This is a genomic window from Zooshikella ganghwensis, from assembly GCF_018263875.1.
Lineage (GTDB): Bacteria > Pseudomonadota > Gammaproteobacteria > Pseudomonadales > Zooshikellaceae > Zooshikella > Zooshikella ganghwensis.
In genome coordinates this window covers 76,328-102,398 of the sequence record NZ_JAEVHG010000015.1, presented here as the reverse complement: position 1 = coordinate 102,398, position 26,071 = coordinate 76,328, and the positions used below count along the sequence as shown (strand labels likewise).

Here is a 26,071-nt window from a genome sequence, read left to right as displayed (position 1 = left end):
CTGCTAGAAAGAGAAAAGCCCCTTAGCAGGAGCTTTTCAGAGGGGGGAGCGATATCTGTCTGGATTAAACTTTAAATAGTCGAGACAGCTTTTTGGCTACAAAGGTGTGTTTCAGATCAGTGTAGACTGGCATGCCATTATAGTAAGGAGGATAGTCCTCACCTTGAATGAGTGGCTCAAGATATGCCTTGGCTTCTTGTGTAATATGGTAGCCATCATCTGTAATAAAACTTCTTGGCATCAGCTTCTCCTGATTGGCAACTTCTGACAGAGGAGCTTCACCAATAGTCCACTGATAAGGTGTACCTGGTTGTCTTACAATGGCTGGCATAACGGCATTTTTACCCGCTACAGCAAACTCAACGGCAGCTTTGCCCACAGCATACGCCTGTTCGACATCGGTTTTCGACGCGATATGACGGGCTGACCGTTGCAGATAATCTGCGACAGCATAGTGATATTTATAGCCAAGTTCATGTTTAATCATTTTAGCAAGGATAGGGGCGACACCACCTAACTGTAAATGGCCGAAGGCATCTTGCTCTGTTGTGGCATGAAGCATACGCCCACCTTCATAACAAGTACCCTCGGATGCAACTATAACGCAATAACCATGCTGCTGGACGACTTCTTGAACGCGTTTCAAAAAGCGCTCTTTATTGAATGCAATTTCAGGGAATAAAATAATATGAGGTGGATCGCCCTCTTGATAGCTGGCAAGACCAGCTGCCGCAGCGATCCAGCCCGCATGTCGTCCCATAACTTCTAAAATAAAGACTTTAGTGGATGTTTCACACATCGAGATAATGTCTAATGCTGCTTCTTGGGTTGAAATGGCAACATACTTAGCAACGGAGCCAAAGCCAGGGCAATTGTCAGTTAATGGTAAGTCATTATCGATGGTTTTAGGGATACCAATGCATGTTAGAGGGTAGCCCATCTTCTCACTCATTTGAGATACTTTGTATGCGGTATCTTGTGAATCACCACCACCATTGTAAAAAAAGTAACCAATGTTGTGTGCATAAAAGACTTCAATTAAGCGCTCATATTCAGCCTTACTGGTCTCAAGATCTCTAAGTTTATAACGGCATGAGCCAAATGCGCCTCCTGGCGTATGCTTTAATGCAGCCACTGTACGATCTGTTTCCAAGCTGGTATCGATGAGTTCCTCTTTGAGAGCACCTAAAATTCCGTTATGGCCAGCGTAAACCTTGTCAAATAAATCCGGATACTGACGAGCAGTTTGAATTACAGCACATGCAGTAGCATTGATGACTGCTGTAACTCCGCCCGACTGGGCATAAAAGGCATTTCTCTTTGCCATGCAAGGTTACTCCAGAAGTGTTGATTCAGTCTTTGTGGATGTTCTTCACTGCTCATAACCAACAGTAAGGAGGGTAAAGGGAAATCCGTTGGTTTTCCATCTCCTTGTCACTTTTTCGTCATTGGCAGTGATAAATGTTACCCCTTCCACAGCCATATAATTATCGTTTTTGTCATTGTATTTGCTGCAATGTCCTACGTAATACCGCTTTAATGTAAACATAACCACATAATTGTTAGACAATACATCTGACAGTAGGATAAATATAATTTTGTCTGTGTAACTCAAAATTAGCATAAGTCGCTTAGTTAAGAGTAAGGGTTTATATTGTTGTGCAGCGAATAATAAATGAAAACGAAATGATTTGCATGGTGCAATATTATTCAAACTAAATTTTGGTTAAGAAACCTTGTACATTAATTGCTGTCGATAAAATGTTAGTTATTTGCTTCGTTAGTTGACTGCGAATAAAAAGTGGGTGCTGACTATAAGGTTTTTTGGGGAGAATGGAAGCGTTTAACCTTTGTGAATCTATTTCGCTTTTTAATTATGGGGGATGTATTCAAAAATAAAAAATAGTCAATAATTCCGCAAAAGAACGTACTCAGAATCTGTGTTTTTTTGTAGGGAAGGGTTAGTGAATAAAGGTAGTTTATTTTTTATTAAAACTATTCTCTACAGGAAACGACTCGCCTTTAAAGCATGGTATGTTTATTTTACTAAAAGCTTGGGTTTCTTTACCTGAAAATGATGTCATGACGGCTGGCTTATGTTGTAAATTTAGATAAATATTTCTTTTGTTGAAGGCTTTATAGTTTGCTAAACCTATTTAGTTTATGGTGACATACAAGCAAAGACTGTATGTCAGATAGAGTAGAATGCGTGATGACTATAGCCAGGTTATAAAGTTCGTTTAGGATAACAGTAGGTTATACCTAGTCAGAAGTAGATATCGCACTGGTCTTAGGTAATTCTTTTCTGCTGATGTTTACTTTCGAAGTGAAAACTACTCGTCATAAACTAATAGGAGTAGGATGCCTATAGACTCCTGATGAGTTGTTTCTTGAGCATTAAATTGAGAGTGATATGCATATACATATTTTAGGTATTTGTGGGACCTTTATGGGTAGTTTGGCACTGCTGGCTAAAGCGATGGGCCATAAAGTAACTGGCTCTGATGTGAATGTGTATCCCCCCATGAGTACCCAGCTTGAACAGGCAGGTATCAAAATCGAGTCAGGCTTTGCATCTGCTCATTTAGAACCGCGACCAGACCTTGTAGTGATAGGTAATGCAATATCTCGTGGGAATGAGGCTGTGGAATATGTTTTAAATGAACAAATTCCTTATACTTCTGGGCCTCAGTGGCTCGCAGACTATGTACTACAAGATAAGTGGGTGTTAGGGGTTGCAGGTACTCATGGGAAAACCACCACCAGTAGTATGTTGGCGTGGATTTTGGAGTATGCAGGCATGTCTCCTGGCTTTTTGATCGGGGGGGTGCCAGAAAACTTTGGCGTTTCTGCACGATTAGGAGAAACACCATTCTTTGTGGTGGAAGCTGACGAATACGACTCAGCTTTCTTTGATAAACGGTCAAAATTTGTCCACTATCACCCTCGGACTCTGATCTTAAATAATTTAGAGTTTGACCACGCAGATATTTTTTCCTCACTGGCCGATATTCAACGACAGTTTCATCATTTAGTCAGAACGGTACCTGGTAATGGTCTTATTATTTACCCCAGCAGTTACTCTGCAATGGAACAGGTGATGACTCAGGGCTGCTGGAGTGCAACGCAAACCATCGGTCAAGAGTGGCAAGCACAATTACAAGATGCTGCTGGGCGAAGCTTTAGTGTCATTCATCAAGGAACCTCTGTTGGTGAAGTCAGCTGGACATTGACGGGGCAGCATAATGTTGAAAATGCGCTTGCAGCTATTGCTGCAGCACGACATGTTGGTGTGATTCCTGCCCTGGCTTGTGAAGCGCTTGCAAAGTTTGTGAATGTAAAGCGACGCATGGAGTGTATTTATGAAGATGAGCGAGTGACAGTTTATGATGACTTTGCTCACCACCCAACAGCAATTACAACAACCTTAGAGGGGTTACGTAAGGCTGTAAATGACGACCACATTATCGCTATTCTTGAGCCACGTTCTAATACCATGAAGATGGGGATTCATACTGAGCAGCTAGCTGCTTGTGTTAAGGCGGCAGATGAGGTGATTTGGTTTGAGCCTGAAGGGTTAACGTGGTCTTTAGATGATGTGATGAATAAAAGTGAGGTTAAATCTGTAAAGTTTGATGATGTGGCCTCAATTGTGGATTATGTCGCGCAGTGCGTAGACAAGCTTGATAGCTCCTCTGCCAAGACGCATGTTCTGCTTATGAGTAATGGTGGGTTTGGAGGAATTTATCACCAGCTGACTGATACACTATCCCGTAACAAAGCTTTATAAAAGTGTCATGGCCAGAATGGGTTAAATACAGAATCTGTCATGGTTATACTTATAAAACATAAATAGTGTTGTTTTATTTTAAGGTAAAAGTTCATGCGGGTGACATTAGCAATAACGGGGGCTTCTGGAGCACAGTATGGTTTGCGGCTTCTTGAAGTACTGTTGAACAATGGACATCAGGTGTACCTCATGGTGTCTAAGGCGGCACATGTCGTTATTGCTACTGAAACAACGTGGCAGTTACCTGCACGACCTGCTGAGCTTGAAGCTGAGTTGGTCAAACGCTTTGCGGTAGACCACTCATTACTCCGTGTATTTGGACGTGAGCAGTGGATGGCACCAGTGGCTTCAGGATCTGGTGCACCCAGTGCAATGGTCATTTGTCCTTGTAGTACGGGCACACTATCAGCAATTGCAACGGGGGCTTGTAATAACCTGATTGAGCGAGCTGCAGATGTTGCTCTTAAAGAGCGTCGCAGGTTAATTCTAGTACCCAGAGAGTCACCTTACTCCGCAATACATTTAGAAAATATGCTGAAAATAACCAATATGGGGGGAGTGATTTTACCTGCCTCTCCTGGTTTTTATCATCAGCCAGAGCATATCAGTGATTTGATTGACTTTGTTGTTGCAAGAGTACTCAATCAGCTGGGGATAGAGCAACAGCTACTCCCACGCTGGGGGGAACAGTTTTCCTAGATGTATAGCCTGGTGGTTTGCAATAATCGTCAGGTACACCTTCATCAATCTTAAATATCCAATAAGGTACAGAGGAAGCATTGTTGGTGTTTGATCACCATGGATGGTGGGAGTACAGCTTGTGCGGGAGAAATTTAAATATCGTCACCGAGAAGACATCAAATTAACGATGATAACCCACATTGTTTTGTTAATTAAGCGACTATAATTCAGTGATCTTTATCTCTAATTGGAGAGGTCTCACTAAGGGTATTACCAGTCATCGTCATATTCATACCCAAAACCTTCATATTAAATTTAGGGAAACAAAGAGAACATTAAGCTGTGATTGTTCACACATATGTTTAATACTATAGGCAGGCAAAATATGTGCGATTTTTGTCACATCAGCTTGCGGAAATAGTTCCAAATTAGATGATTTTTTTATGATAGTATGACATTAAAAATGAACATCATTTGTAGGGATTATTTTGCAAGTATGCCAATTACTAAATTTGTATCATGGTTTTTTGGGGCAGTTCTATTATTGAATTTATCCGTCGTTTGGGCCATTGAAAAAGAGGCTGTGTTAACAACGGATGCTGAACAAGTTATTAATGCTTATATGAATGCGTATATTCATAAGGACTATTTTCAAGCGGCCAGTTATCATCAACCCCAAGCACTTGAACAGCAACGTACTTACTTTTTAAGTGAACTACTTGCCCATGATGCATACTTAGCCAAACAGCTGTTTGGACAAGCATTTGGTACTGAAAATGCCTTAACAACAATGGACAGCCAAAAGTTTTTTGCTAAGCTTTCAGAATTAGTGTTGGGGGGAAGTGTAATCGATAATTTCTCCACACAAGCAATAACATTTGAACTAGAAGGCCTGCTGTTTCCTCAATCTGATGTGGCTTATGCCGTGTTCAGAGTTAAAGCGCACGTACAAGGTAATAATAAAATAATTCTGTTTAATTTGCTGAAGACATTTCGCTTACAAATGCATGCTGACCGCTGGTATGTAGATATTCCTGAAGAATTTGGAATATTTAAAGCATCACTTGAATATGAAGAATAGAGCATACTATTAAATTTTACTAAAAATAATTTAAAGTGCTTGTTGCCTTGTAGTAGAAAGTGATTGTCTGAGTAGATGTATGTTTAAGTGTACTTATTTTTGAATGTTTTTCCTGTTTATTAGTAAATAAAAAACGTTTTCTCTATTATATATAGAGTGTTTTTTTAGATTGATATATCCTTTCATCTGCCCATGCCGCTGCTCTGTATTTTAATAAGCCAGAACATTTGATTGCATGACATAGCGAATAAAACCTTTTATCTTTGAAGGGGCACTCGCTAACTCTTTATTAAAAAGCCTATACCCAAAACGAAGAGTTTTTAGTGGGGCTAGTCTGGTCTGTTAAGACTAGCGATAGCATCAACAGTTTTTTAATGGTGCTAGCTGGGCCGTCAAGCGATGAAGCCCCCGGGCAAGTTTACTGCTGTGAAACTTGCGGTAGCCACTTTAACTGATATAACAGTGCTGCTGGGCGGTTATATTAATAAGTGACTAGGGTGGCCGTTAAATGCTCCTCGGCAATAGCGCCTGCATTGCTCTACTATATGATATCCATGTCATTATGCATAAACTGCATTCCCACCATCCTTCGTGGTCAAGAGTGCTGACAACAAACCCTACTAATGTGTCGGGAACACATTAGAATAGCTTCGCTGGTCCGTTAGGGTGAGCGCTATGGATAGCGCACATAAAAATGATTCGTGAAGGGTATACTTCAAATAGGTAAGTTTTCTAAAGGGCTTATGACAGCTTCTAATTATTGTTTTAATGGAGTAATCAGTATTTTGGGAAGGGAAACAACTATCTTGACAAACAGCGGTCTTTAGCACCTTTACTTTTTTGAATAGTAATTGTCTTATAATAAAGTCAATATTTTTTATTCTAAGACGAATGCAACCCATTAATCGAAGACCTAAACCATATAATAAAGAATCCATTAGCCAGTGATTGCCATGAAGTTTTGCTAACACAAGGGATACTTTCTTTCGTGTTAATACTACAGGTAAATTTTTAGGTAGTTTTGCACTTAATAGTATTTTTAAGTTTTTAAGCTGTAATGTCGAACTCTAATCTCTTGCCTTACCCTTTCTAGAAGAAGGCGCGTCATAACTTTTACCACAAATAGCATCGATGATTGAGATATTATTATGCTGTTATTTATATACAGTATTATTAGAGTTGCCTCAAAGTGACGTGATATATTACGTCACTCTGACGTATAACACCCTGCTAAAAAGCTAACTAATTTATATCAATCAAGTAGTTAAGTTGTTTTTTTTATATTTAATCTAGTATTGAATATTTGATGTGGTTAAAATATATTTAAGTATTATACGTCAGTGTGACGTAATGTATTACATCATAGTGACGTTCATTAATAGTTAGATGCAGGAAGAAACAAAATATCACAATGAGGAATACTCATAATGTCATACGTCGATGGTTTTATAGCGGCAGTTCCGAAAGAAAATAAAGAAAAGTATTTAGCCCATGCTGAAAAAGCATCTGTTGTGTTTAAAGAGTATGGGGCGATTAAAGTGGTAGAATGTTGGGGTGATGATGTTCCGGAGGGCGAGGTAACCTCCTTTCTGTTGGCAGTTCAGTGTAAATAAAATGAAACAGTTGTGTTTTCTTGGGTAATATGGCCAAGCAAATCAGAGAGAGATGAAGCCTGGGCAAAAATAATGGAAGATGAGAGAATGAACCCAGAAAATAATCCAATGCCTTTTGATGGTAAACGATTGATTTACGGTGGTTTTGATAAGATTCTAGAAGCATAGAATGTAGATGAAAGGAACAACCGAAAGTGCATCTAACGCCGCGTTGAACCGGACATCAAACCTCCATTCCTTTCCCGGTTTGCTGCCGGTTAACGCGGCGTTGAGTCTGCACATTTTCTATTACTTACAAAGGATAGTAATAATACAATGCTGGATAAAGAAAGCTTAGTGGAATGGCTGGATGCGGAGCATACACCGAAAAAGCCAGCACCAATTGAATATGAATACACAGCCGCCTAACAAGGCAAATTAACTCGAGTGCAAATTTTTGCATCGTTATGTTTCAGCAGGTATTAACTATATGGTAAATAAGTAATGTCAGATAAATATTCGGGATCTTGCCTATGTGGCGAGATAACGTTTGAAATTAACGGTGGTTTTGAGAGTTTCTATCTTTGTCATTGTAGCCGCTGCCGTAAAGATACTGGTAGTGCCCATGCATCTAATCTCTTTTCTACTTCGGCTAAACTAAAATGGCTATCCGGAGAAGAAAAAGTAAAATCGTTTAATCTGTCGGGAACTAAACATGCAAAAAGCTTTTGCACCATCTGTGGTTCAGCCGTTCCTAGTATTCAAATGGATGGTAAGCTTTTAGTGGTTCCGGCTGGTAGTCTTGATACAGCTCTAGATATGGAGGCATCAGCACATATCCTAATACAAGATAGAGCGCAATGGGACAATGAACTTGAAAAAGCACCAATGGTAGAGGGTTTGCCCAATTGAACTTGGTTAAAACACATAATAAGTCGATGCATCAGATCTAAACCAGCAGCCTTTTATTATGGATTTCGCTACGCTACATTATTTGAATAATAAAAGTCTTCTGCTTTAGGCGGGTGATCTTGTGGGTAATTGTCAGAAGTATGAGCCAATCAGAATTTGTATATAAGCTTTTGTCTGTTTGTGGTGGTATCTCTAGTAGATGGGCTGGACATCTTGAATTTTGGGAAGGTGAAGAAGCTGGCCACTACAATGATATGGCAGTAATTGTTAGTTACGTTGTTGATAGTAGGGTAAATAATGCAACTGATGAATTTGAGGCAATATTTGCCATAGTAGAAGATGCTGTAAATTCTAGTATTAGGGATACTTCAGAACTAGCGATAATTGGGTTCTTGGAAGGTATTTTATTGGTTGGCTCCCATAAAGGTTTAACATCAAAAGATTTTAATGACTGGTTGGGTGTTGCATCAAACAAATCCATACTAGAACTTGAGCAGTATTTTGAGGGTAACACTTAACAAATTAATCAACAGGACGACTGGCGGCGCTCGTCATTAAGGTGTTAAATGTCATGCGTACCATCGAAGAAATAGAGTCTGTACCCGACTTTGCAGAGAATAAGATCACATCGGTAAATTACCGGAAGGGTTTTGGGGGCATACACTTTTAGAAGAAAAAGATCTTGTGCCAGGTGAATGGGGTTATGAAATACATCAAGGTGGTAATAAAATCATCGAATTTAAGTTTGTAATAAAATAAATGCTAACAAAGCCATCAAAAGTCGCGCTTTCAGCGCTGGACCGGTAATAAGTAGCTCACTTTTTATGGTGGTGTTATGTAACTTAAAACGATATGAAGATATTGTATAAAGTTCAAAAAGAAAATCACCAGTGAAAATTGAGGTCATATTTTCAGTGAGTTGTTAACGCTAAATGACAAACGGAAAATAAAGCATATTCAAGATTATCCCGCGTTGGAAGATATCATAGAAGTTATCGACGCTGAGTCGAGTTTCGGCATCGTGCAATAATTTGAATGTCAGTGCGGAAATCATACTAAATGGTCTGTACAAGCCCAAGATGAGCCAGGTTTATGGGTTACTAGGCCAGCAACTATTTAATAGTCTTCGTTTATGTTCTCATTTTTAAAATAGGTTATTTAGTTTGGCATCAATTTACATAACAGGCCTCTGTTGGTCAGGCCAGCAAAGACCCCTCCGTTTCTCTGCGGGAGGGCTACGGACTCTCGCTAACGCTTTCCCCAAAGTTTGGGGTTAGGTCGCACAAGAGGTGATTGGGATGGCCTATTTCTACAGCCTCAATGAGTATCTCAGGCCCTGGAAGCTATTTTCACTTGCTTGCGGTATCGCTCTCTTGATCCTTGGCTCGATCTACACGCCTGCCCCTGACTGGGATATCTTGATCAGCTTCATCATGGCTGGATTTACCTATCTCACAGCGCCTTGTAGCCTGCGAACCGTCCTGAAGCGAAACTGGCGCCACGTCCCGCTGGCTTTGTTTGCGACTTGGTTCACGGTCGACGGCTGCTATGCTATCTACTGGTACTACAAAGACCCAGTAGCCCTGGAGTTCATGAGATCCGCGAACTTCCTTGCATCCTTCGGGCTCTACGGTATCTGTGGAGTCATATGGCTATATCGAGGTTCGTTGCGCCAGCTGCTTGCTGATGTTCGCAAGGCTCTCAGTTCCGGGCGTAGCTAGAGGTGCGATTTAACTAAGCATTAGAGCCTATGAAAATTAACCGAAAGCTTGTAGTTACAATATTCTTGGTCTTATTACTTATATGCTCTTTAGCATTGAATGTTATTGTTGGTTTAGGAAACATTCGATACTACGAGAAAAGCTATGTGCAACTTGCAGAAGAACAGCTTCTGCTTTTTGAGTTTCAGAAGCTACTTAAAAACCAAAGCTATAATGAGCTGGAATCTCGATTAAGCCAAGAAGTAGAGTGGCGAGCACAGCTCTTGAGCATGTGTGCTGTTAATGAATGCTCTAAAGAAGCAATAGAATTATTGAATGGTGTAGTAGGTTTAACAAGACAGTGTTTGCATTCCCGCCAACAGCTTTGCGACAGGCTTTGGACTCACTTTAGCTCGCCCCAAACTTTGGCGCTATGTGCAATAGGATGCGCGTTCTATGATAACTAACCTATCGAAAATAATTTTAGCATTGCTGTGCATAAGCATGTTTTTTTATTGTGCCTCAGCATTTGACTTTTCTGCTGGTCTATTAATATTCCCAGCCTTTGCATTATTCGTCATAGTTTCCATTTTTTACAATAAGATTGCATTTGCAGCTACAATATTATGCAGGATTATCGGCATAATTTCTGTGCTTTCTTTCTTACTGTTAATGCTTGCTGGTACGGTAGGTGGTTCATTTAATTTATCGCCATCAAACCAGGTTGTTGCTGCTTTGTTGTTCAGTATGTCAATCCTAGGCTTGTCATCTTTTTTCTGGTCGAGTAATGGCAAAAAAGTACATAACAAAGCAGTGTAACTATCTCCTTAAATAGAAGATATCAAACGTAGAAATTTCTAGACAATCAGTTTAACGGTAAAGGCGTTTTTAAATGAGTAAACGCTTAACAGATCCCCAGACGTAGCTATCCTCAAAGAAGCTGCAGCTGGCATTCCAGTTCCTGAGCTTTGTTGTAAACATGGTGTTGGTTAAAGCACCTTTTACAAGTGGTGTTTTAAATATGGTGATTGTGATTCCCTCATCAACTGATTACGTTCTGGAGACGAAGTTATGTTATGAGGGAATACAGCAGTACTAACTATACCCTTCACGAATCATTTTTATGTGCGCTATCCATAGTGCCCACCCTAACGGGCCAGCGAAGCTGTTCTAATGTGTTCCCGACACATTAGTAGGGTTTGTTGTCAGTGCTCTTCACCCCAGTCACTTATTAATATAACCGCCCAGCAGCGCTGTTATATCAATTAAAGTGGCTACCGCAAGTTTCACAGCAGTAAACTTGCCCAGGGGCTTCATCGCTTGACGGCCCAGCTAGCACCATTAAAAAACTGTTGATGCTTTCGCTAGTCTTAACAGACCAGACTAGCTCTGCTAAAAACCCTTCGTTTTGGGTATAGAAGAACAGATTCGCATCAAGGAACAGAAAACCCGTGAGTTAGCCGAAGACCTATTAAGCGACGAAGAATACGGCACAGGTAGCCTTAAGTTTTCAATTGCTCGATTCCGAATTTTTTATTTTGCAAGCATTAAAAGCTTCGGAGTCGTGTTATAGTAAAGTTCATTAATAATTATGGGCTTTGGAAATAAAGGCTATGGGTATGAAGCAAGCTCCAATAAAAACTGAAATTACTTTCGAAGATTTTGCGAAAATTGATATTCGAGTTGGAAGAATTATCGAAGTACATGACGTAGCAAAGTCCAATAAATTAATGAAGTTACTTGTAGATTTTGGTGATCATACTCGTACGATTCTCGCTGGCATCAAACAGGAACGCGATAACCCCAAAGAAATTGAGGGAAAACAAGCTCTTTTTGTGGTGAACCTACCAGAGCGAAAAATGGCGGGTGAAGTTTCTCAGGGTATGCTTTTCGATATTGGCTACGAAGATAAAATACAGCCATGCTTAGCTTGTCCAGAAGTTGATGTTCCCAATGGTGCAAGGGCAGGGTAATGTTTAGAACAGGTTTTTTTAGATTGAGCCTTAATACTTAATATTTTCAGCTTAAATTAGCTTTAGTATTAACAGTACAAAGGTTTGATTTTGATCTGCTAGGCAGATAAAGGTAATTTAAAAAAAGATATTCAAGGCAAAAGCCAGTTTATATGCGATTGCCTTGAGATTATAAATGCTTAAGCACTTAATAGATACGGCTTTATATGTTTAATTAATTTATCGACTGACTGGTTGTCAACATCTTTGTGTGTGACAAAACGTATTGGGTTGGATTGGCTGATAAGTATGTCATGTTGCTTTAAGTAAGCTGCCAGTTCTTTGGTTGAGCCTTGGTGTAAGTGAGCAAAAACCATATTGGTTTGCACTTGAGTTATATCTACAGAAAAAGCATCTAATTTGCTTAGCTCATCAGCTAGATACCTGGCGTTTTCATGGTCATCAGCTAATCGATCAACTTGTTCGGTTAGCGCAATAATACCTGCAGCCGCTAGGATGCCTGCTTGGCGCATACCTCCACCAACAACTTTTCTCCAGCGGCGTGCGGTATTGATAAACTCGGTTGTGCCTGCGATGACAGAACCTACAGGGGCGGCGAGTCCTTTTGATAAACAGACAGAAACAGAATCAAAGTGCTGAGTAATCTCTTTTACATTAAGGCTTTGTTTTACAGCAGCATTATAAATGCGAGCACCATCTAAGTGACAGCTTAAGCCGTGTTTTCTGGCCAGCGCAGTTGCACTTGCAATATAGTCTTGAGGTAAAATTCTGCCAGAGTGTGTATTCTCAAGGCTTAGCAGGCGAGTTTGCGCAAAGTGCGGATCAAACGGTTTAATAACAGACTCAATATCATGCAATGGAAGTATTCCATTCTCGCCTTCCATAATGGGCTGAGGTTGAATACTACCTACAATGGCTGCACCACCGCCTTCAAACTTGTAGGTATGGGCATTTTGACCCACGATATACTCATCACCTCGTTGACAATGAGCCATTATCGCAATGAGGTTACCTTGAGTACCTGAAGGGGTAAAAAGTGCTGCTTCGAAGCCTAATAGATCAGCTGCAAGGTCCTGTAATTGGTTGACAGTGGGATCATCACCATAAACGTCATCACCTACTGGTGCTTCTGCCATGGCTGTACGCATTTTGGCAGTAGGTGTGGTTACGGTATCACTTCTGAAATCAATCACTGACATGTTTGTCCTCTCGTTATTTGTTAGAAATTGAGTGATGCTGTTTTGCCTTGCATGCCATTATTCTTATTGGCTAGCAGGAAATAGTTTGATAACAATATGGCAGCAAGTCGCTAGGCTAAATATGCTGAGTCACGAACAAGCGTGGGGTTATGGTAAGGAAAAAGCAAACATATAAATAGATACAGATTAGCTGTTATTGAGCATAACAGATTAAAGGGCTTAAACTGAAAGAAAGGCAAACATATATTACCAGGTACTAGTGTGCTGTTATGAGACAATTGCTGTATTTATCGCTTGCACAACAGTTGTGTAAACAAATACATTCGGGAGTCTTTGTTGCTGGGCAGCGTTTACCCTCAGTGCGAGTATTGGCTCGACAAATGAATGTGAGTATTGCCACGGTACTGAGAGCCTATCAACTTGTTGAAGATAAAGGCTTGATCGAGGCACACCATAAGTCAGGCTACTACGTTTGTCACGATCTAGATGCTCTGCAAGTGCACCAGGATGAACAGAAGCAGATTTCTCCAGAGTGGGTTACAGGATCTGCATTAATTGTTGATTTAATTGCTAATGCAACAAAGGAAAGTTTTCATCAGTTTAGTACCGCTCAGCCTGCTATTGATGTAACTGCTAATAAAATAGTTAAACAAAATATGTTGCGGTTACTCCGAGATAATCACTTGATACTGTCGACTAACTCTGAATTGATTGGAGCATTAAAATTAAGGCAACAGCTAGCTCATAGACTCATTAAAGCAGGTATTCTCGCCAGTGTAGAAAATATATTGATCACAACCGGTTGCCAGAGTGCGATGATGCTTTGTTTAAAGGCATTTACTCAGCCAGGTGATGTCGTCGCTATTGCAACACCAGCGTATTATCGTATTTTACAGTTGATGGAAGTGCTGCAGTTGAAAGTAATCGAAATCCCTACGCATAAGATGTCAGGGATTGATATTGATCTGTTGCAAAAAGCTGTGGATGAGTGGGAAATAAAAGCAGTGATTGTTAGCCCTACGGTAGGTAACCCTTTGGGAGAATCCATGCCGGTAGAGAATAAGCAGCAGTTGTTAGCACTTATAGAGAAAAAAAATATACCACTTATCGAGGATGATGCGTTTGCTGATTTAAGCTTTGAGCAGACTCGCCCAGAGCCTATCAAAGCACAGGATAAAAAAGGAATGGTTTGGTATTGCGGCACAGTCTCAAAAACCATAAATCCTTAGCTTAAAGTAGGCTGGTTGGTTATGGGCAATAATGCTGATAGTGTTATCTACCAGCATACTTTAATGGGGATTACGCCATCGCAACTGAATCAGTTAGCAATTGCAGAATACTTTGCCCAAGAAAAGCACCAAAAGTGTTTACAGAATACCATATTAACGTATCAACAAAGATATCATCAGCTGTTGAGCCTAATTAAAAAGTACTTCCCGAAAAATATAAATATCTCTTCGCCAACTGGTGGTTTTGTCTTATGGGTGGAATTACTAGACTCTACAAATACCACTGAACTTTACTTTAAAGCAAAACAACAAGGTATTTTGATTACACCAGGAGAGTTATTCTCTGTTCAACCTAGATATAAAAATTGTTTTCGTATTAATTTTGCCCAGTCATGGACTGAAGAAAGAATTGCGGCTATTAAAAAATTAAGTCAATTACTCTATTCTCTGTAAGTTATTTTATCTTTTAGATATTAATTGTAGGTTTTTAATTTCTAAATAATACTTGTTTGCTTGTATGGTATGTGTTTGTGGTGCTCTTTAGTTAATTATTTAATGAAGTTTGTATTTTATATTATAATTGTTTTACTGGGATGTTTTATTATTAAATGAATTGAGCTTAAAGGAATCAGGCAAAAGAAGTAAAGCAACTCGTAGTATCAGGGAGTTATAGATGTGAGATTGCACCGAATAATTGAGCGCTTACTCCTTAATAAACTTATTTCTAAGTCATCTGGTGAATATGGAGGGTATGTTCTTTATAAACCAATACAAGATGATCGTCGTAGCGATGTTGAATTGCGTTCCAAAATAGAGTCGGCGGCACGTTGGGTATATGCTCAAGAAATGGAAGCTGCTGAACCAAAATCATCTTGGGGGTTGTCTCTTCGTAATCGCATTTGGAGTGCGACAGTTGCAAGCCTATTACTGTTATTACTGTCACCACTATTAATCTTTATCGCAATTAGTATTAAATATACCAGCTATGGGCCCGTTTTTTTTATTCAAGAAAGAACAGGTTACAAGGGCAGACGTTTTAAAATGATCAAGTTTAGAAGTATGGTTGAAAATGCAGAGGATCTGAAGAAGCACTTTTATCATTTAAATAAACATGGGAAACACTCCGTTGACTTTAAAATTGATAAAGATCCTCGGCGTACATTTATAGGTGAATGGTTAAGGCGGTTTAGTCTTGATGAGCTGCCCAATTTATTCAATGTCATCAAAGGGGATATGCGATTAGTGGGTCCGAGACCAACATCGTTTTCGGCTCATGACTATCCTGATCAAGGCTTAGTCAGACTGGCTGTGTATCCGGGAATAACAGGGCTATGGCAGATAGGAGGTCGAAGCCAGCTAAATTTTGATGAAAGAGTTAAACTTGATTTACAGTATATAGAGAATCAAGGCTTTTGGTTTGATCTGAAAATATTATTTTTAACGCCAATACGGGTATTAGAGGGCAAAGGAGCAAGTTAGGTTGACAGATCAAAACTACACATACCCATAAATAAGGGTATATTTTGTTAACAGGGAAATAGGTGTGATTAAGATGTTATCAATTCCCTGCCATTTGAATTTAACGAGTGCTTTATTAGAGCGGGAGCACGCTTCGCTTTTTTTTACAGCAGCACATACTGAAGCCGGTTGCTCTTCCAGTTTAGTGGCAGTTGCTAATGCTATTGTCAGGCATATCTCGCGTTGTGTATTAATTATTGATGGTCATCGGGGTCATAGTAGCCTGACCAGTCAACTACTCTCGACAACTCAAAAAGGATTTTATAATCTGGTTTACACCAAAGAAATGCCTGAAATTAATCCACTCATTTGGCATGAACCAAATGGTTTGCAGTGTGATTTTTTACCTTTTGGCTGTGATTATCCTCTTCAACAACCTCTTGAACGTCAGCGCATTAAGTCTGTACTTAACCAGTTATCGCAGCAGTATAAGTATGTTTTATTTGATGGCCCACCAGTGTTTTCGAGTCCAGAAGCAGTCAGTATGGCCGCCCAGTTTGATGGTGTAACACTGGTATTACAGGCTGAGAAAACACGCTGGGAGGTGGCTCAAGCTGCTGTGGATCGGCTACAACAAGGAGGGGCAAATGTACTGGGTGCAGTGCTAAATCAGCGCAAGTACTACATGCCTAAGTGGATCTATGACTTGTTATAACAGATGGTTGCGACTAATCGAAAACTTGCTAGCACTGAGGGCGAGCATTATATTGTTCAAGCTATGGATAGTGGTTGGTTGTTTATTTGTAGTAAGTGGCTGTTTTTTGCAACCAACGATGAAGTCATATCAAATGCCTGCAGAGTTGTTTGGTAAAACAGGAGAACACATACCTGATCAACGTCTTTTGGATGAGCATGAGTTACAACCAGAAGATGTGCTTGATATTATTTATCATTTTGATATTAACTCAAAAGGTATTTATCGAATAGCTACTCATGATCAACTTGATATAAAATTTATTACGGCTCCAGAATTTAATGAAAGTCATAGGGTAAGACCTGATGGCTTTATTTCGTTACCTTATGTGGGTGATGTTAAAGTTGTAGGGTTTACCGTTGAGCAGTTAAAAGGTCGATTAGCTGAATTATATAAAGAAATTTTGATTGAGCCTCAGTTTTATATCACTGTACCTAAGTATCAAACAAACATTAAAGAACTAAAACAAAATTTATACCACCCTGCCTATGGTTTAAGCCGTGAAATTCTAGTACGTGGTGATCATCGAGCCTCTTTTCCACTTATTGGTGATGTTGATGTTAAACATAAAACAGTAAGTGCGTTAAGAAAAGCGCTTAATAAACGTTATGGTCAGTTAAATACGGCCCTCCAGGTTGATTTGTTACTTAAGCGGACTCAATCGAGTAAAGTCTTCGTATTTGGTGAGGTGGGTCAGCCTGGCGCATTCCCTATACAAAAACCTATTTCAATTTTATCGTTAATTGCACTAGCGGGTGGTGCATCTTCTGATGCAGAGCTTAGCTCAGTGCTAACTCTGCGACGAGAAAATAATGAAATGGTCGCTAGAGTTTATGATATACGTGAGTCTATTCGGACAGGTAAAGCGGCTATCAGTTATTTAATGCCTGATGATATAGTTTTTATTCCCAAAACACGACTGGCAGAGGCCGGTGATATTGCCCGTATGCTTGGCGATGTGATTTTATTTAATGGCTTTGGCTTTTCATTTAGCTACCGGGTTGATAGCAAGGATAACTAATGGTCGAAAAGTCTAGAAAAGAAACAGTAGAAAATTATTTACATGAATTTTTACGTATCTTTTTTGCCAATCAAGTATTGATCATTAGAGTTTTTATTACATTTGTAGGTATTAGTATTTTGGTCCCTTTTATTGTTGATGACCACTATGAGCTTACAGGTGAAGTTTTAGTCTTATCTAAAAAATTGTCTCAGTCAGATGCGGATACGGTGTTAACGGGTGATACAGATAAGTTTGTGCCATTGACAGTGATTGATATGGAAACAGAAAGTAATATTCTTCGTTCGACAGGACTGATTAGAACTACTGTGAGTGAGTTATACCAAGCTGGAACATTAACACTGTCGTCAGCTGAACCAGCTTCTTGGCTGGGAGTTGCCATTGACAATTACGTTATACAGCCCTTAAAGACGTATATTACCCAACCAATAAGTCATTTTTTCAGTTCAGAACAGGATGATATTCAACACCAGGAAGTTGATCAGCTTACTACAGAGGTCATTGAAAATTTAGCAATTGAGCCGGTCCCTGGCTCTAATGTTATAAATGTTACGTATACTTCGATTAATCCTGAACAAGGTGTGATTGTAGTGGATCAATTACTGAATAACTATTTATTAATACGTGATCAATTACAATCTGCTGAATTACCTTATGATCTGTTCAAAAAAAAACGTGACCATTATCGAGAACGATATGCTGAGCTTGAAAAGATGAAGTTAGATTTGCTAATGAAATATCAAGCAGCAAATCCTGAGCAGGAATTAATACAGGTGCTCGCAAGTTATGATGATGAGCAGGAAAGTTTACATGATTATTTAGATTTAAAGCTTGAAAAAAAGCGTTGGGTTGAGTATTTAGCACGTCATTTAGAGTACTTGCAAAATACAAATCAGTTGACTGAATATACTTTTCCTTACACATTTACGGAAACGGCAGGATCAGTGGCTTATGATGATAAAGAAATCAGGCTGCAGTTGGAAGAAGTTTCCAAGCTGGTAGGAGAGTATGCCAATGCTTCTATGTCCTTTAAGCCTGATAGCTTAAAAGTTAAGCGCATAAGAGCACGTTTGATGAGAGAGCGTCAATCGTTATTGAAACTAATTACTAACCGTATACAACAGCGTCAAATGGAATTAGCTGTTTTGGAAGAAACTATTGCCGTTAAACAGCAACGCCTTAAGGAGTATGAACAGCGTATAGACGCTTTAAGAACGGTCTCTTCTCGTGTAGAACAAGTTGAAACCGAAATAAAAGCAATGAATGAAGCTTTTTTCTCTTACAGTCAGCAGTTTGAAGAAAAACGAATGATGCAGCTTGTGGATAATGTCCGTTTATCTAATGCAAGAATCTTAAGTAGACCGTTTATTCCCGCCGAGCCAGCTTTTCCACAACTAAAAATAATCCTACCAATAGGCGCTGTAACAGGGCTTCTTTTAGCGCTGGCTATTGGTTATTTAAGAGAGTTTTTTGATCATACCTTTAAACAGCCGAGCCATGTGGAGAAATATTTAAATATTCCAGTGTTTGCCACCTTAGATGATATGACAAAAGATGAGGAGCCATCTCAAACTAAAAATCGAGTAAACTGGTTTGTTGAAAAAATAAAAACAAAGTTAAGGTTTTAATCATAATGCTTTCAACATGTAAAGCAAGGGAAACCCCATCTGAAAAGGCCTTTTTGCATATCATAAGCAGTAGTGGTTATTATGGTGCTGAGCATGTGTTAGTCCAGTATTGTAGCTGGTTAACACAATATCATCATTATATTATGTGTATATGTCCTGACTATAAAACGCTTGATTTATTACAGCAGGAAATGGCAAAAGAGAATACCTCTGTATATGGTGCTGTGGGGCAAAAGCTATCGTTGTTAACTTTGGTCAAAAGTTGTCGACAGTTGTTGATAAGTCACAATTTTGTTGCGATCAATTGCCATGGTTATAAAGAATTGTGGGTCGCATTATTGACTGCTTGGAAGTTGTCCATACCCATTATTATGGTACAACATGGATTTACCCGGCGAAACGTTAAAATGCGTTGTTACCAATGGCTAAATATACTGAGTTGTCGCTTAAAGAAAGTTCATATGGTGTTGTGTGTTGCGAAAGCGATTGCTAAAACTTATCAGCTCGGCGGTGTACCCAAAAATAAAATTATAATTATTCCCAACAGTGTGGATGTTAAGAGAAATAAATTGGATAAAAATCCAAATAAAAACCCTGATAAGCATACTGATCTTTATATGTTTGGTTTTATCGGGCGGCTCAGTGTGGAGAAAGGCCCTGATTTGTTTTTGAACGTATGCCAATCTTTTGTCCAGCGTTATCCACAGGCTGTGCCAGTAAAAGCTGTGATTATAGGGGATGGCCCATTACAGCAAATGTTGCTGGAATCGACGGAGCAAAACCATCAACCGCAAATTGACTGGGTCGGATATCAGTCTGATGTTCAACATTGGCTGCAACAAATAAAAGTTTTACTAATTACTTCAAGAACAGAGGGTACTCCACTTTGTGCATTGGAAGCGATGGCGTTTGGTGTGCCTGTAATTGCGTTTGCTGTTGGTGGTTTAGTGGATTTAATTGAGCATGAACAAACGGGGTTACTCGTTCCTCCTGATGATCTAAATCTTTTTGTAGATACAGTTTATCGTTTACAACAGGATGACATATTACGAAATAAAATAATTAAAAATGCATTGGCTAAGGTTGAATGGCTTAATTATCACAGCAAAGAAAAGGTGCTTACGTGTTATCGACAGTTATTGATTTAGTCAGAGTGTCAGGTGATATTCATGCTGCTGTTTAGATGCTTAAGCAGCATTATTTTTATTACGTGTGTAGCGTTGTTATTAACACCTTATGCCTGGTTGGCACCTTTTATTGCTTTAGGTTGTATTGGTTTAATCGTTTTATACCGGCATCCAGCGTGGGGGTTATTGGGTTTAATTTTTTTGGTGCCTTTTGAGGGGCTTTTTGAAGGTACTCGCTTTTTTACTGGGGCTAAAGTACTCGGTGCAGCATTACTAGTGATTGTAGCTTGTCAATTAATACTCAGGCAATTACCAATAGCACGTTTGGGCTCGACATTATGGAGGCCATTGACATTATTTTTACTGTTTTATGTGATTAGCGTCTTGCACTCTAATTACTTTGAATTATCCATAAACAGCCTTCGCCAGATGTTAACGGCAGTAGCTATTTTTATATTAACGCTTGTTTTAGCAGAAGATCTTCGTTTTAAGCATATCATGTCGACATTGGTGCTTGCGGTGGCTATGACGGCTTTGATTGCTTTGTACCAATCTTACTCAAGTGATAATAATCGGGCTACGGGACTACTAAAAGACCCTAACTATTTTGCTTTGCTAGTCAGTGTAGCCATTGCGATGGCAGGGTATTTAATTCTTCATCAGCGTAACTGGTTGATAAGTCTGTTCTGGGCGGGGGTTTTAGTTATTTTACTGATGACCTTTATGAAAACCTACTCGCGTTCAGGCGCATTGGTTTTATTGATCGTGATAGGCTTTGCGATATGGCATTATCGTGACTATTTGCACATGATTCGAGCGCGGCATTTAGGTTGGGTATTACTTTCATTAGCAGTTGCCATGCCTGTTTTACATTTCTCAATACCTGAAGATTATAAACAGCGGCTGTTTTCACTACTGTCGTTACAAAAAGGGATCAAGTCATTTGATGATCGTTCATTAGGACGGCGTGCGTCTTATTTAGTGGTTGGTTGGCAGTCGATTAAAGAAAACCCTTGGGTTGGTTCAGGACCAGGTTCTTTCCCGGTGAGCTATGCTTATTCTGGATATGCAAGCGCATTTTCGCTAAGTCGTCGTGAGCCTGAATTATTTCGACGCGCTCATAACACTTATTTGGAGCTTGCCGTGGAAAGTGGGCTAGTGGTGAGTTTACTTTTTTGTTGGCTGGCTTGGCGAGGATTATTGGGGTATTGGCAAGTTAGAACGATCGCATTACAGAAGCAGCGATTCTCGTTGGCATCAAGTGTGACTCATTTAGGGCTTGCTTTTTTAACGCTCTGTATTTTTTTACTATTTTTGAGTGCACCTAATCATAAGTATTTTTGGTGCATGCTTGCAATTGTAGAAGTTGTTCGTCGTTATTGTGAAAAACAAAGCAGGGCTTTGACAGAAGAGAGCCGCCATGAAGCATCGTTATAGCATTATCATGCCTATGTTTAATGAAGCTGAGCATATTCAACGCTGTTTAAGTGCAATGCTCAGTGCTATTCAAAATAGAAAAGAGTGTCAATTAACGGTCGTTGATAATGGCTCAACGGATAACAGTGTACAACTGGTTCAGCAACAGGGAGTGACGGTTCTGGAAAAAAAACAACTCGCTATCGGTCAGCTGCGAAATGAAGGTGCTGAAGATGCGAAAGGGGAGTGGTTAGTTTTTGTTGATGCGGATATCGAGGTTCCAGTTGACTGGTTTAAATATGTTGATGGTGTTATAGAAGAAGGATTTGCACAGGTTTTTGCTTTTGTGGATATCGCTCCAGACAGTGCTCCTTGGTATGCAAGGGCATGGGCACTTCGAGTGTTAACGCGGCGGGGGCAAGTAACATCGGTCGATACCCTGCCAGGACGCAATTTAATTGTATCCCGTGAGGCTTTTGAGCAAGTGGATGGCTTTGATAGTACATTGATTACCGGTGAAGACAAAGACCTTATTCGTCGTTTACGAGCACAAGGGGCAAGTGCACTTTCAATACCACACCCAAAACTGCTGCACTGGGGCTATGAGCGTAGTTTTTATAGTTGGTTAAGGAAGGAATATTGGCGGCAAAGTAGTCACAGTGACTTAATTTATAAATATGGTTGGCCATGGCGGCTTGTCCGTTTTCCACTAATAGCACTGTTACATTGGCTATTTTTAATTGTTGTATTGCTTAGTTCTCTGTGGCATAGCTGGCTAATAATTTGTTTGCTGCTGTTATTCATACCAGGTCTACTTTTAAGTTTGCGATTACCAAGTGTGTATTTATCTTTTGTATTAATTATGCAGTTGACTGTGCTTTATACCCTTCGTTTTTTGGTTGCAGGGGTTGCTGTTGTCTGGTTTTGGCGTAGGCCCAAGAATTCATGTTAATGCTGCTATTTTGGCTAATCGTTTTGTTGATTGCCTATACCTATGTAGGTTACCCACTTTGTGTATGGTTTATTGCAAGTTTCGTAAAAAATACTGGTACTAAAGTAGATCGTGAGTTTGACTCTAATGTTGTGGGGCGTGTTTCTGTGATTATTCCTGCACATAACGAAGCCCAGTACTTAGTTGCCAAATTACAAAGTATTCTTACTCAAAGTGCAGCTGAACATATTGTTGAGATTATTATTGCAGACGATGGGTCAACGGATGATACCGCTAAAGTTATTAAGTGTATGAATGATCCAAGGATTAAGCGCATAGAACTTAGTCGAAGCGGCAAAGCGGCAACACTCAATACGGCAGTTGAAGCATCGACAGGAGAGTTGTTGGTGTTAACTGATGCAGATAATCTTTGGCAGCCAGGTACACTCCAGGCATTATTAATGGTATTTCTCAATGAAAAGGTTGGGGCTGCAGGTGGTAAATTGGAGTTTCCTGCTATTCATCAACAAGGGACAAGTTGGGGGGATCGTTATTACCGACTTTTTGAAGGCTGGCTCAGACTACAAGAAGATAAAGCTGGTTGTCTCATTAATCTGGATGGCGCATTACTCGTTATTCGCAAGGCACTTTGGCAGCCAGTGCCTGCTGGGGTAACCGATGACTTTTTTATAAGTAGTGCAGCATTAATTGCAGGCTATCAGTTAGCTTGGGTGCCACAAGCTGTCGTTGAAGACCATAGCACTTCAAAGCCCCGACAACAGTTTCAACGACGGGTACGAATTACATTGCGTGGGCTGCAAAGCATGTGGACCAGAAAATCACTACTCAGTACTCAACAACCAAAACTTGCCTGGGCTTTTTTCAGTCATAAAATTTTGCGTCGAGCCGTACCATTATTGATTCTTTTATTGCTACCCTTGAATGTAATGTTATTGTCGTATGGTGTGTTGTTTAAGATGCTGTTTATTGCTCAGCTTATTGCTTATCTGTTGATGGGGTTAGTGCTTGTATTGCCAGGATATCATTGGCCAAAACCTTGTCTATTCATCGCATTTTTTCTTCAGCAGTTAGTAGCGATGAGTTGGGCATTTATTTTATTCCTTTGTGGTCACCGTGTTTTGCAATGGACACCTGATACGGGGCGACAATTGAAGTAAATTGGAAATGATAGTTAAACAACAAATAAAGCAAGGCCTGGGTTATTTAGCATTACATACACCCTTACGGATGCTTACTGTGCCATTTAGAGGTGCATTGATTTTTACGGGGCATCGTGTTTTACCACTCAGTCAATTACAGGGATATTATGATCCTGGTACTGTCATAGCCGCCGAATTTTGGCCTAAGTGGCTGGATACCATGCAAGACGTATTTGAATTTATAGCACTGGATGAACTGCAAGCTTCACTGAATGCAAGATCCGTCTCAGGGGCTGGTTTTTTAAAATATAAAAAGCAGCTTGCTGTAATGACTTTTGATGATGGTTGGTGGGATACCGCTGATTATGCTTGGCCACCCTTAAAAGCCCGGAATATTCCTTTAACACTGTTCTTAACCACTGGCTTAGTCAATACGCAGCAACTTTTTTGGTGGCAGGCTATTTTCGATTTAGCTAATCATGATGAAAGTCACGCACAACAATGGTTAAGTCAGTGGTTAATAAGTCAAGGAATGAATGTTGCGCGTTTAGATAAACTAAACCTGTTGCCCTGGACTAAACGTATCTCTCAATTACCAAACGACTTGTCTCCTGAGCAATTAATAGAACTAGCCAATGCAATTGCTGCACAGTTACCAAATCACCGCCATACATTAAGCTGGTCACAGGTAGAGGCGTTGTCAAAAGAAGGCGTTGTTATGGGAAGTCATGGGTTAAACCATGTGAGCTTTCCTGCCCTGACAACTGATCAGCAAATCAATCAACTTAATGAATCTTTAGTGACAATAAAAAAACATACCCACCTAGTGAGTCGCTACTTTTGTTATCCCTATGGGCATGTTTGTCAGCAACTCCAGCCTATACTAAATAAATGTGGATATCATGGGGCTGTCACAACGAAGCCAGGCTGGGTTTCTCAAACAACAGACTCTTATTTTTTACCCCGCATTAATCTGCACTATACCATGGCTGCTAGGCCTGAAATACTTGGTTATCGCTTATTGAAGCTAGTATTGCGTAACTAAGCATGGCTCCACTAATGAGAATGGTTAGTTGAATGACGCAACGGACACGGAAACAATTATTAGATGAAATCAGTCAAAGCTTTGTTGCTAAAGTCGTGTCTATTGTTGTTCGCGTATTACGGGTGGCATTGATTGCACGCATTCTTGGACCATTTGATCGAGGTATTTTTGCTTTACTGAACAGTCTTGTTGAAATTATTTTTGCTGCTGGTAACTGTGGGTACAGTACAGCTCTTGCCTACCATGTTTCGCATCGCTCACTACCTTTAAAAGCGATGTTAGGGTGTTTGACCACATTTTCCATTCTATTTGGTGCGCTGTTTGCCTCATTGGTAATGATTATCTTGGAGGCTGTCAACTTTTGGCAGGGGGAGAGAACTGTACTGCAAGATTACACATTTGTTATGGTGACATTAGTCATATTATTCCTATGGGTCGATGGGCTATACAAAGTACTGAATGCCCTTAATAAAGTTACTAGTTTAAATAAATTACGCATTCTTGAATCACTAATTCCGCTTATTATTTTTCTAATAGCCTGGTGGTTACTACCAATAACAGCATTCAATGCTGCAGTGGTTTCTGGATTAACAACTTGGGTATTATTGATTTTACTAATCATTATAATATTAAAAAAACATGCACCAGGTCATTGGCCACTACTTAATAAGCAAGCCCATCGTAAATTAATTGGTTATGGTGCGCGGGGTCACTTTGAAGGGGTATTTCGATTCTTACTGCTTCGGCAGGATTTTCTTCTGGTGGGGTTGTTACTGGGAGCTGAACCTTTGGGTTATTATGCGATGGCTTCCTCCGCTGCGGAACTAATGTTGGTGATGCCTGAAGCATTAACCACGCCCTTACTTTCTTTTTTTATGGGACCTGATGCTGCACGTAATAAAGCAGTAACACCGCTAGCATTACGTTTAACGAACAGTATTATGTTGTTAGGGGCAATAGCATTGCTGTTATTTGGGTATTGGTTAATTGTTTTGTTATTTGGTCAGGCTTATGCTTCAGCTTACGAACCAATGATTTTTCTGTTGCCGGGTATTATTGGTTTGAGCTTTTGTTCAATTATTCGTCTGGATTTATTAGGTAAAAATCGACCTGGTGCTGTATCAATTGTTGCAGCCTGTGCATGTGCTGTAAATTTAGTGGCTAATTTATTATTGATTCCCAGATTAGGCTTAGTAGGTGCAGCAATAAGCTCTTCGGTTGCTTATTTATTGGCTGCAGTTTTGTTATTTAGATTATACCGACAAACACATCCTGTACACTGGACCTTAGTATGCTGGTTACAACGAGATGATTGGCAGAAAATAGTGGGTTGGGTTAGAGAGTGGATAACAAAGCGTAAAAAATAAAATATAT

The 26,071-nt window shown here is 39.8% G+C and carries 21 protein-coding genes and 2 pseudogenes; 20 read left to right on the top strand and 3 right to left on the bottom strand.

What is annotated here, in order from left to right; translation table 11 throughout:
* Positions 1-64: 64 nt before the first annotated feature.
* Complete coding sequence (locus KHS79_RS18705) at positions 65-1,327, bottom strand: 6-phosphofructokinase (protein ID WP_027709478.1); 1,263 nt, start codon at positions 1,325-1,327, stop codon at positions 65-67.
* Between the two features lie 1,086 nt (positions 1,328-2,413).
* On the opposite strand from KHS79_RS18705, the gene mpl reads away from it, so the two are divergent.
* The 8 genes and pseudogenes from mpl (at position 2,414) to KHS79_RS18665 (ending at position 10,223) form a co-directional block, all read left to right on the top strand.
* Complete coding sequence (gene mpl, locus KHS79_RS18700; protein WP_212721021.1) at positions 2,414-3,790, top strand: UDP-N-acetylmuramate:L-alanyl-gamma-D-glutamyl-meso-diaminopimelate ligase; 1,377 nt, start codon at positions 2,414-2,416, stop codon at positions 3,788-3,790.
* Between the two features lie 93 nt (positions 3,791-3,883).
* The gene (locus KHS79_RS18695) at positions 3,884-4,489 is read left to right on the top strand and encodes a flavin prenyltransferase UbiX (RefSeq protein WP_027709475.1); all 606 of its coding nucleotides are present in this window, start codon (positions 3,884-3,886) and stop codon (positions 4,487-4,489) included.
* Between the two features lie 478 nt (positions 4,490-4,967).
* Complete coding sequence (locus tag KHS79_RS18690; RefSeq protein WP_212721020.1) at positions 4,968-5,552, top strand: hypothetical protein; 585 nt, start codon at positions 4,968-4,970, stop codon at positions 5,550-5,552.
* A gap of 1,427 nt (positions 5,553-6,979) precedes the next feature.
* Positions 6,980-7,333, top strand: a pseudogene (locus KHS79_RS18685) (DUF1428 domain-containing protein).
* A 315-nt stretch (positions 7,334-7,648) separates the two neighbouring features.
* A complete protein-coding gene (locus tag KHS79_RS18680; protein WP_212721019.1) occupies positions 7,649-8,056 on the top strand; it encodes a GFA family protein in 408 nt (135 codons plus the stop codon).
* Between the two features lie 140 nt (positions 8,057-8,196).
* Positions 8,197-8,574 carry a DUF7674 family protein gene (locus KHS79_RS18675; RefSeq protein ID WP_212721017.1) on the top strand — a complete coding sequence of 126 codons (378 nt, stop codon included), beginning with the start codon at positions 8,197-8,199 and terminating at the stop codon, positions 8,572-8,574.
* 780 nt (positions 8,575-9,354) lie between these two features.
* Entirely contained in the window at positions 9,355-9,777 is a 423-nt protein-coding gene (locus KHS79_RS18670) for a hypothetical protein (protein WP_212721015.1), read from the top strand.
* Between the two features lie 29 nt (positions 9,778-9,806).
* Positions 9,807-10,223 carry a hypothetical protein gene (locus tag KHS79_RS18665; protein ID WP_212721014.1) on the top strand — a complete coding sequence of 139 codons (417 nt, stop codon included), beginning with the start codon at positions 9,807-9,809 and terminating at the stop codon, positions 10,221-10,223.
* A 126-nt stretch (positions 10,224-10,349) separates the two neighbouring features.
* Here KHS79_RS18665 and KHS79_RS18660 read toward each other — a convergent pair whose 3' ends face one another.
* Positions 10,350-10,565, bottom strand: coding sequence for a hypothetical protein (locus KHS79_RS18660; RefSeq protein ID WP_212721013.1), 216 nt, complete (start codon positions 10,563-10,565; stop codon positions 10,350-10,352).
* Between the two features lie 810 nt (positions 10,566-11,375).
* Between KHS79_RS18660 and KHS79_RS18655 the strand changes: the two genes are divergently transcribed.
* Positions 11,376-11,729 (top strand): hypothetical protein, encoded by a 354-nt coding sequence (locus tag KHS79_RS18655; RefSeq protein WP_212721012.1) that lies wholly within the window; start codon positions 11,376-11,378, stop codon positions 11,727-11,729.
* A gap of 179 nt (positions 11,730-11,908) precedes the next feature.
* On the opposite strand, the gene ltaE is transcribed toward KHS79_RS18655, so the two are convergent.
* Complete coding sequence (gene ltaE / locus KHS79_RS18650; RefSeq protein ID WP_233468498.1) at positions 11,909-12,928, bottom strand: low-specificity L-threonine aldolase; 1,020 nt, start codon at positions 12,926-12,928, stop codon at positions 11,909-11,911.
* Positions 12,929-13,197: 269 nt separating this feature from the next.
* Between ltaE and KHS79_RS18645 the strand changes: the two are divergent.
* The 11 genes and pseudogenes from KHS79_RS18645 (at position 13,198) to KHS79_RS18590 (ending at position 26,064) form a co-directional block, all read left to right on the top strand.
* Positions 13,198-14,610 (top strand): annotated as a pseudogene (locus KHS79_RS18645) (aminotransferase-like domain-containing protein).
* Between the two features lie 222 nt (positions 14,611-14,832).
* Positions 14,833-15,636 carry a sugar transferase gene (locus KHS79_RS18635; RefSeq protein ID WP_027708643.1) on the top strand — a complete coding sequence of 268 codons (804 nt, stop codon included), beginning with the start codon at positions 14,833-14,835 and terminating at the stop codon, positions 15,634-15,636.
* A gap of 64 nt (positions 15,637-15,700) precedes the next feature.
* On the top strand, positions 15,701-16,330 hold the full coding sequence (locus KHS79_RS18630) for a P-loop NTPase family protein (protein WP_133296160.1): 630 nt from the start codon (positions 15,701-15,703) through the stop codon (positions 16,328-16,330).
* 118 nt (positions 16,331-16,448) lie between these two features.
* Positions 16,449-17,390: a polysaccharide biosynthesis/export family protein gene (locus KHS79_RS18625; RefSeq protein ID WP_212721007.1), complete on the top strand. Its 942-nt coding sequence runs from the start codon at positions 16,449-16,451 to the stop codon at positions 17,388-17,390.
* Positions 17,390-19,018, top strand: coding sequence for a GumC family protein (locus tag KHS79_RS18620; protein ID WP_212721005.1), 1,629 nt, complete (start codon positions 17,390-17,392; stop codon positions 19,016-19,018). The genes KHS79_RS18625 and KHS79_RS18620 overlap by 1 nt, the downstream gene beginning before the upstream one ends.
* 5 nt (positions 19,019-19,023) lie before the next feature.
* A complete protein-coding gene (locus tag KHS79_RS18615; RefSeq protein ID WP_212721003.1) occupies positions 19,024-20,166 on the top strand; it encodes a glycosyltransferase family 4 protein in 1,143 nt (380 codons plus the stop codon).
* Positions 20,167-20,187: 21 nt separating this feature from the next.
* Positions 20,188-21,582 (top strand): O-antigen ligase family protein, encoded by a 1,395-nt coding sequence (locus KHS79_RS18610; protein WP_212721001.1) that lies wholly within the window; start codon positions 20,188-20,190, stop codon positions 21,580-21,582.
* Positions 21,566-22,513: a glycosyltransferase family 2 protein gene (locus KHS79_RS18605; protein WP_212720999.1), complete on the top strand. Its 948-nt coding sequence runs from the start codon at positions 21,566-21,568 to the stop codon at positions 22,511-22,513. The genes KHS79_RS18610 and KHS79_RS18605 overlap by 17 nt, the downstream gene beginning before the upstream one ends.
* The gene (locus tag KHS79_RS18600; RefSeq protein WP_212720997.1) at positions 22,507-23,670 is read left to right on the top strand and encodes a glycosyltransferase; all 1,164 of its coding nucleotides are present in this window, start codon (positions 22,507-22,509) and stop codon (positions 23,668-23,670) included. The genes KHS79_RS18605 and KHS79_RS18600 overlap by 7 nt, the downstream gene beginning before the upstream one ends.
* Before the next feature lie 7 nt (positions 23,671-23,677).
* Positions 23,678-24,697 carry a polysaccharide deacetylase family protein gene (locus tag KHS79_RS18595; RefSeq protein WP_212720995.1) on the top strand — a complete coding sequence of 340 codons (1,020 nt, stop codon included), beginning with the start codon at positions 23,678-23,680 and terminating at the stop codon, positions 24,695-24,697.
* 32 nt (positions 24,698-24,729) lie between these two features.
* On the top strand, positions 24,730-26,064 hold the full coding sequence (locus tag KHS79_RS18590; protein ID WP_212720992.1) for an oligosaccharide flippase family protein: 1,335 nt from the start codon (positions 24,730-24,732) through the stop codon (positions 26,062-26,064).
* The last annotated feature ends 7 nt before the right edge of the window (positions 26,065-26,071 follow it).

Bases quoted from the DNA above. Each gene is read 5' to 3' on its own strand.
- KHS79_RS18680 (WP_212721019.1), top strand. From the start codon at position 7,649: ATGTCAGATAAATATTCGGGATCTTGCCTATGTGGCGAGATAACGTTT.
- KHS79_RS18705 (WP_027709478.1), bottom strand. From the start codon at position 1,327: ATGGCAAAGAGAAATGCCTTTTATGCCCAGTCGGGCGGAGTTACAGCA.
- KHS79_RS18655 (WP_212721012.1), top strand. From the start codon at position 11,376: ATGAAGCAAGCTCCAATAAAAACTGAAATTACTTTCGAAGATTTTGCG.
- KHS79_RS18695 (WP_027709475.1), top strand. From the start codon at position 3,884: ATGCGGGTGACATTAGCAATAACGGGGGCTTCTGGAGCACAGTATGGT.
- KHS79_RS18590 (WP_212720992.1), top strand. From the start codon at position 24,730: ATGACGCAACGGACACGGAAACAATTATTAGATGAAATCAGTCAAAGC.
- KHS79_RS18620 (WP_212721005.1), top strand. From the start codon at position 17,390: ATGGTCGAAAAGTCTAGAAAAGAAACAGTAGAAAATTATTTACATGAA.
- KHS79_RS18600 (WP_212720997.1), top strand. From the start codon at position 22,507: ATGTTAATGCTGCTATTTTGGCTAATCGTTTTGTTGATTGCCTATACC.
- KHS79_RS18615 (WP_212721003.1), top strand. From the start codon at position 19,024: ATGCTTTCAACATGTAAAGCAAGGGAAACCCCATCTGAAAAGGCCTTT.
- KHS79_RS18610 (WP_212721001.1), top strand. From the start codon at position 20,188: ATGCTGCTGTTTAGATGCTTAAGCAGCATTATTTTTATTACGTGTGTA.
- KHS79_RS18665 (WP_212721014.1), top strand. From the start codon at position 9,807: ATGAAAATTAACCGAAAGCTTGTAGTTACAATATTCTTGGTCTTATTA.
- KHS79_RS18605 (WP_212720999.1), top strand. From the start codon at position 21,566: ATGAAGCATCGTTATAGCATTATCATGCCTATGTTTAATGAAGCTGAG.
- KHS79_RS18675 (WP_212721017.1), top strand. From the start codon at position 8,197: ATGAGCCAATCAGAATTTGTATATAAGCTTTTGTCTGTTTGTGGTGGT.
- ltaE (WP_233468498.1), bottom strand. From the start codon at position 12,928: ATGTCAGTGATTGATTTCAGAAGTGATACCGTAACCACACCTACTGCC.
- KHS79_RS18690 (WP_212721020.1), top strand. From the start codon at position 4,968: ATGCCAATTACTAAATTTGTATCATGGTTTTTTGGGGCAGTTCTATTA.
- mpl (WP_212721021.1), top strand. From the start codon at position 2,414: ATGCATATACATATTTTAGGTATTTGTGGGACCTTTATGGGTAGTTTG.
- KHS79_RS18595 (WP_212720995.1), top strand. From the start codon at position 23,678: ATGATAGTTAAACAACAAATAAAGCAAGGCCTGGGTTATTTAGCATTA.
- KHS79_RS18625 (WP_212721007.1), top strand. From the start codon at position 16,449: ATGAAGTCATATCAAATGCCTGCAGAGTTGTTTGGTAAAACAGGAGAA.
- KHS79_RS18670 (WP_212721015.1), top strand. From the start codon at position 9,355: ATGGCCTATTTCTACAGCCTCAATGAGTATCTCAGGCCCTGGAAGCTA.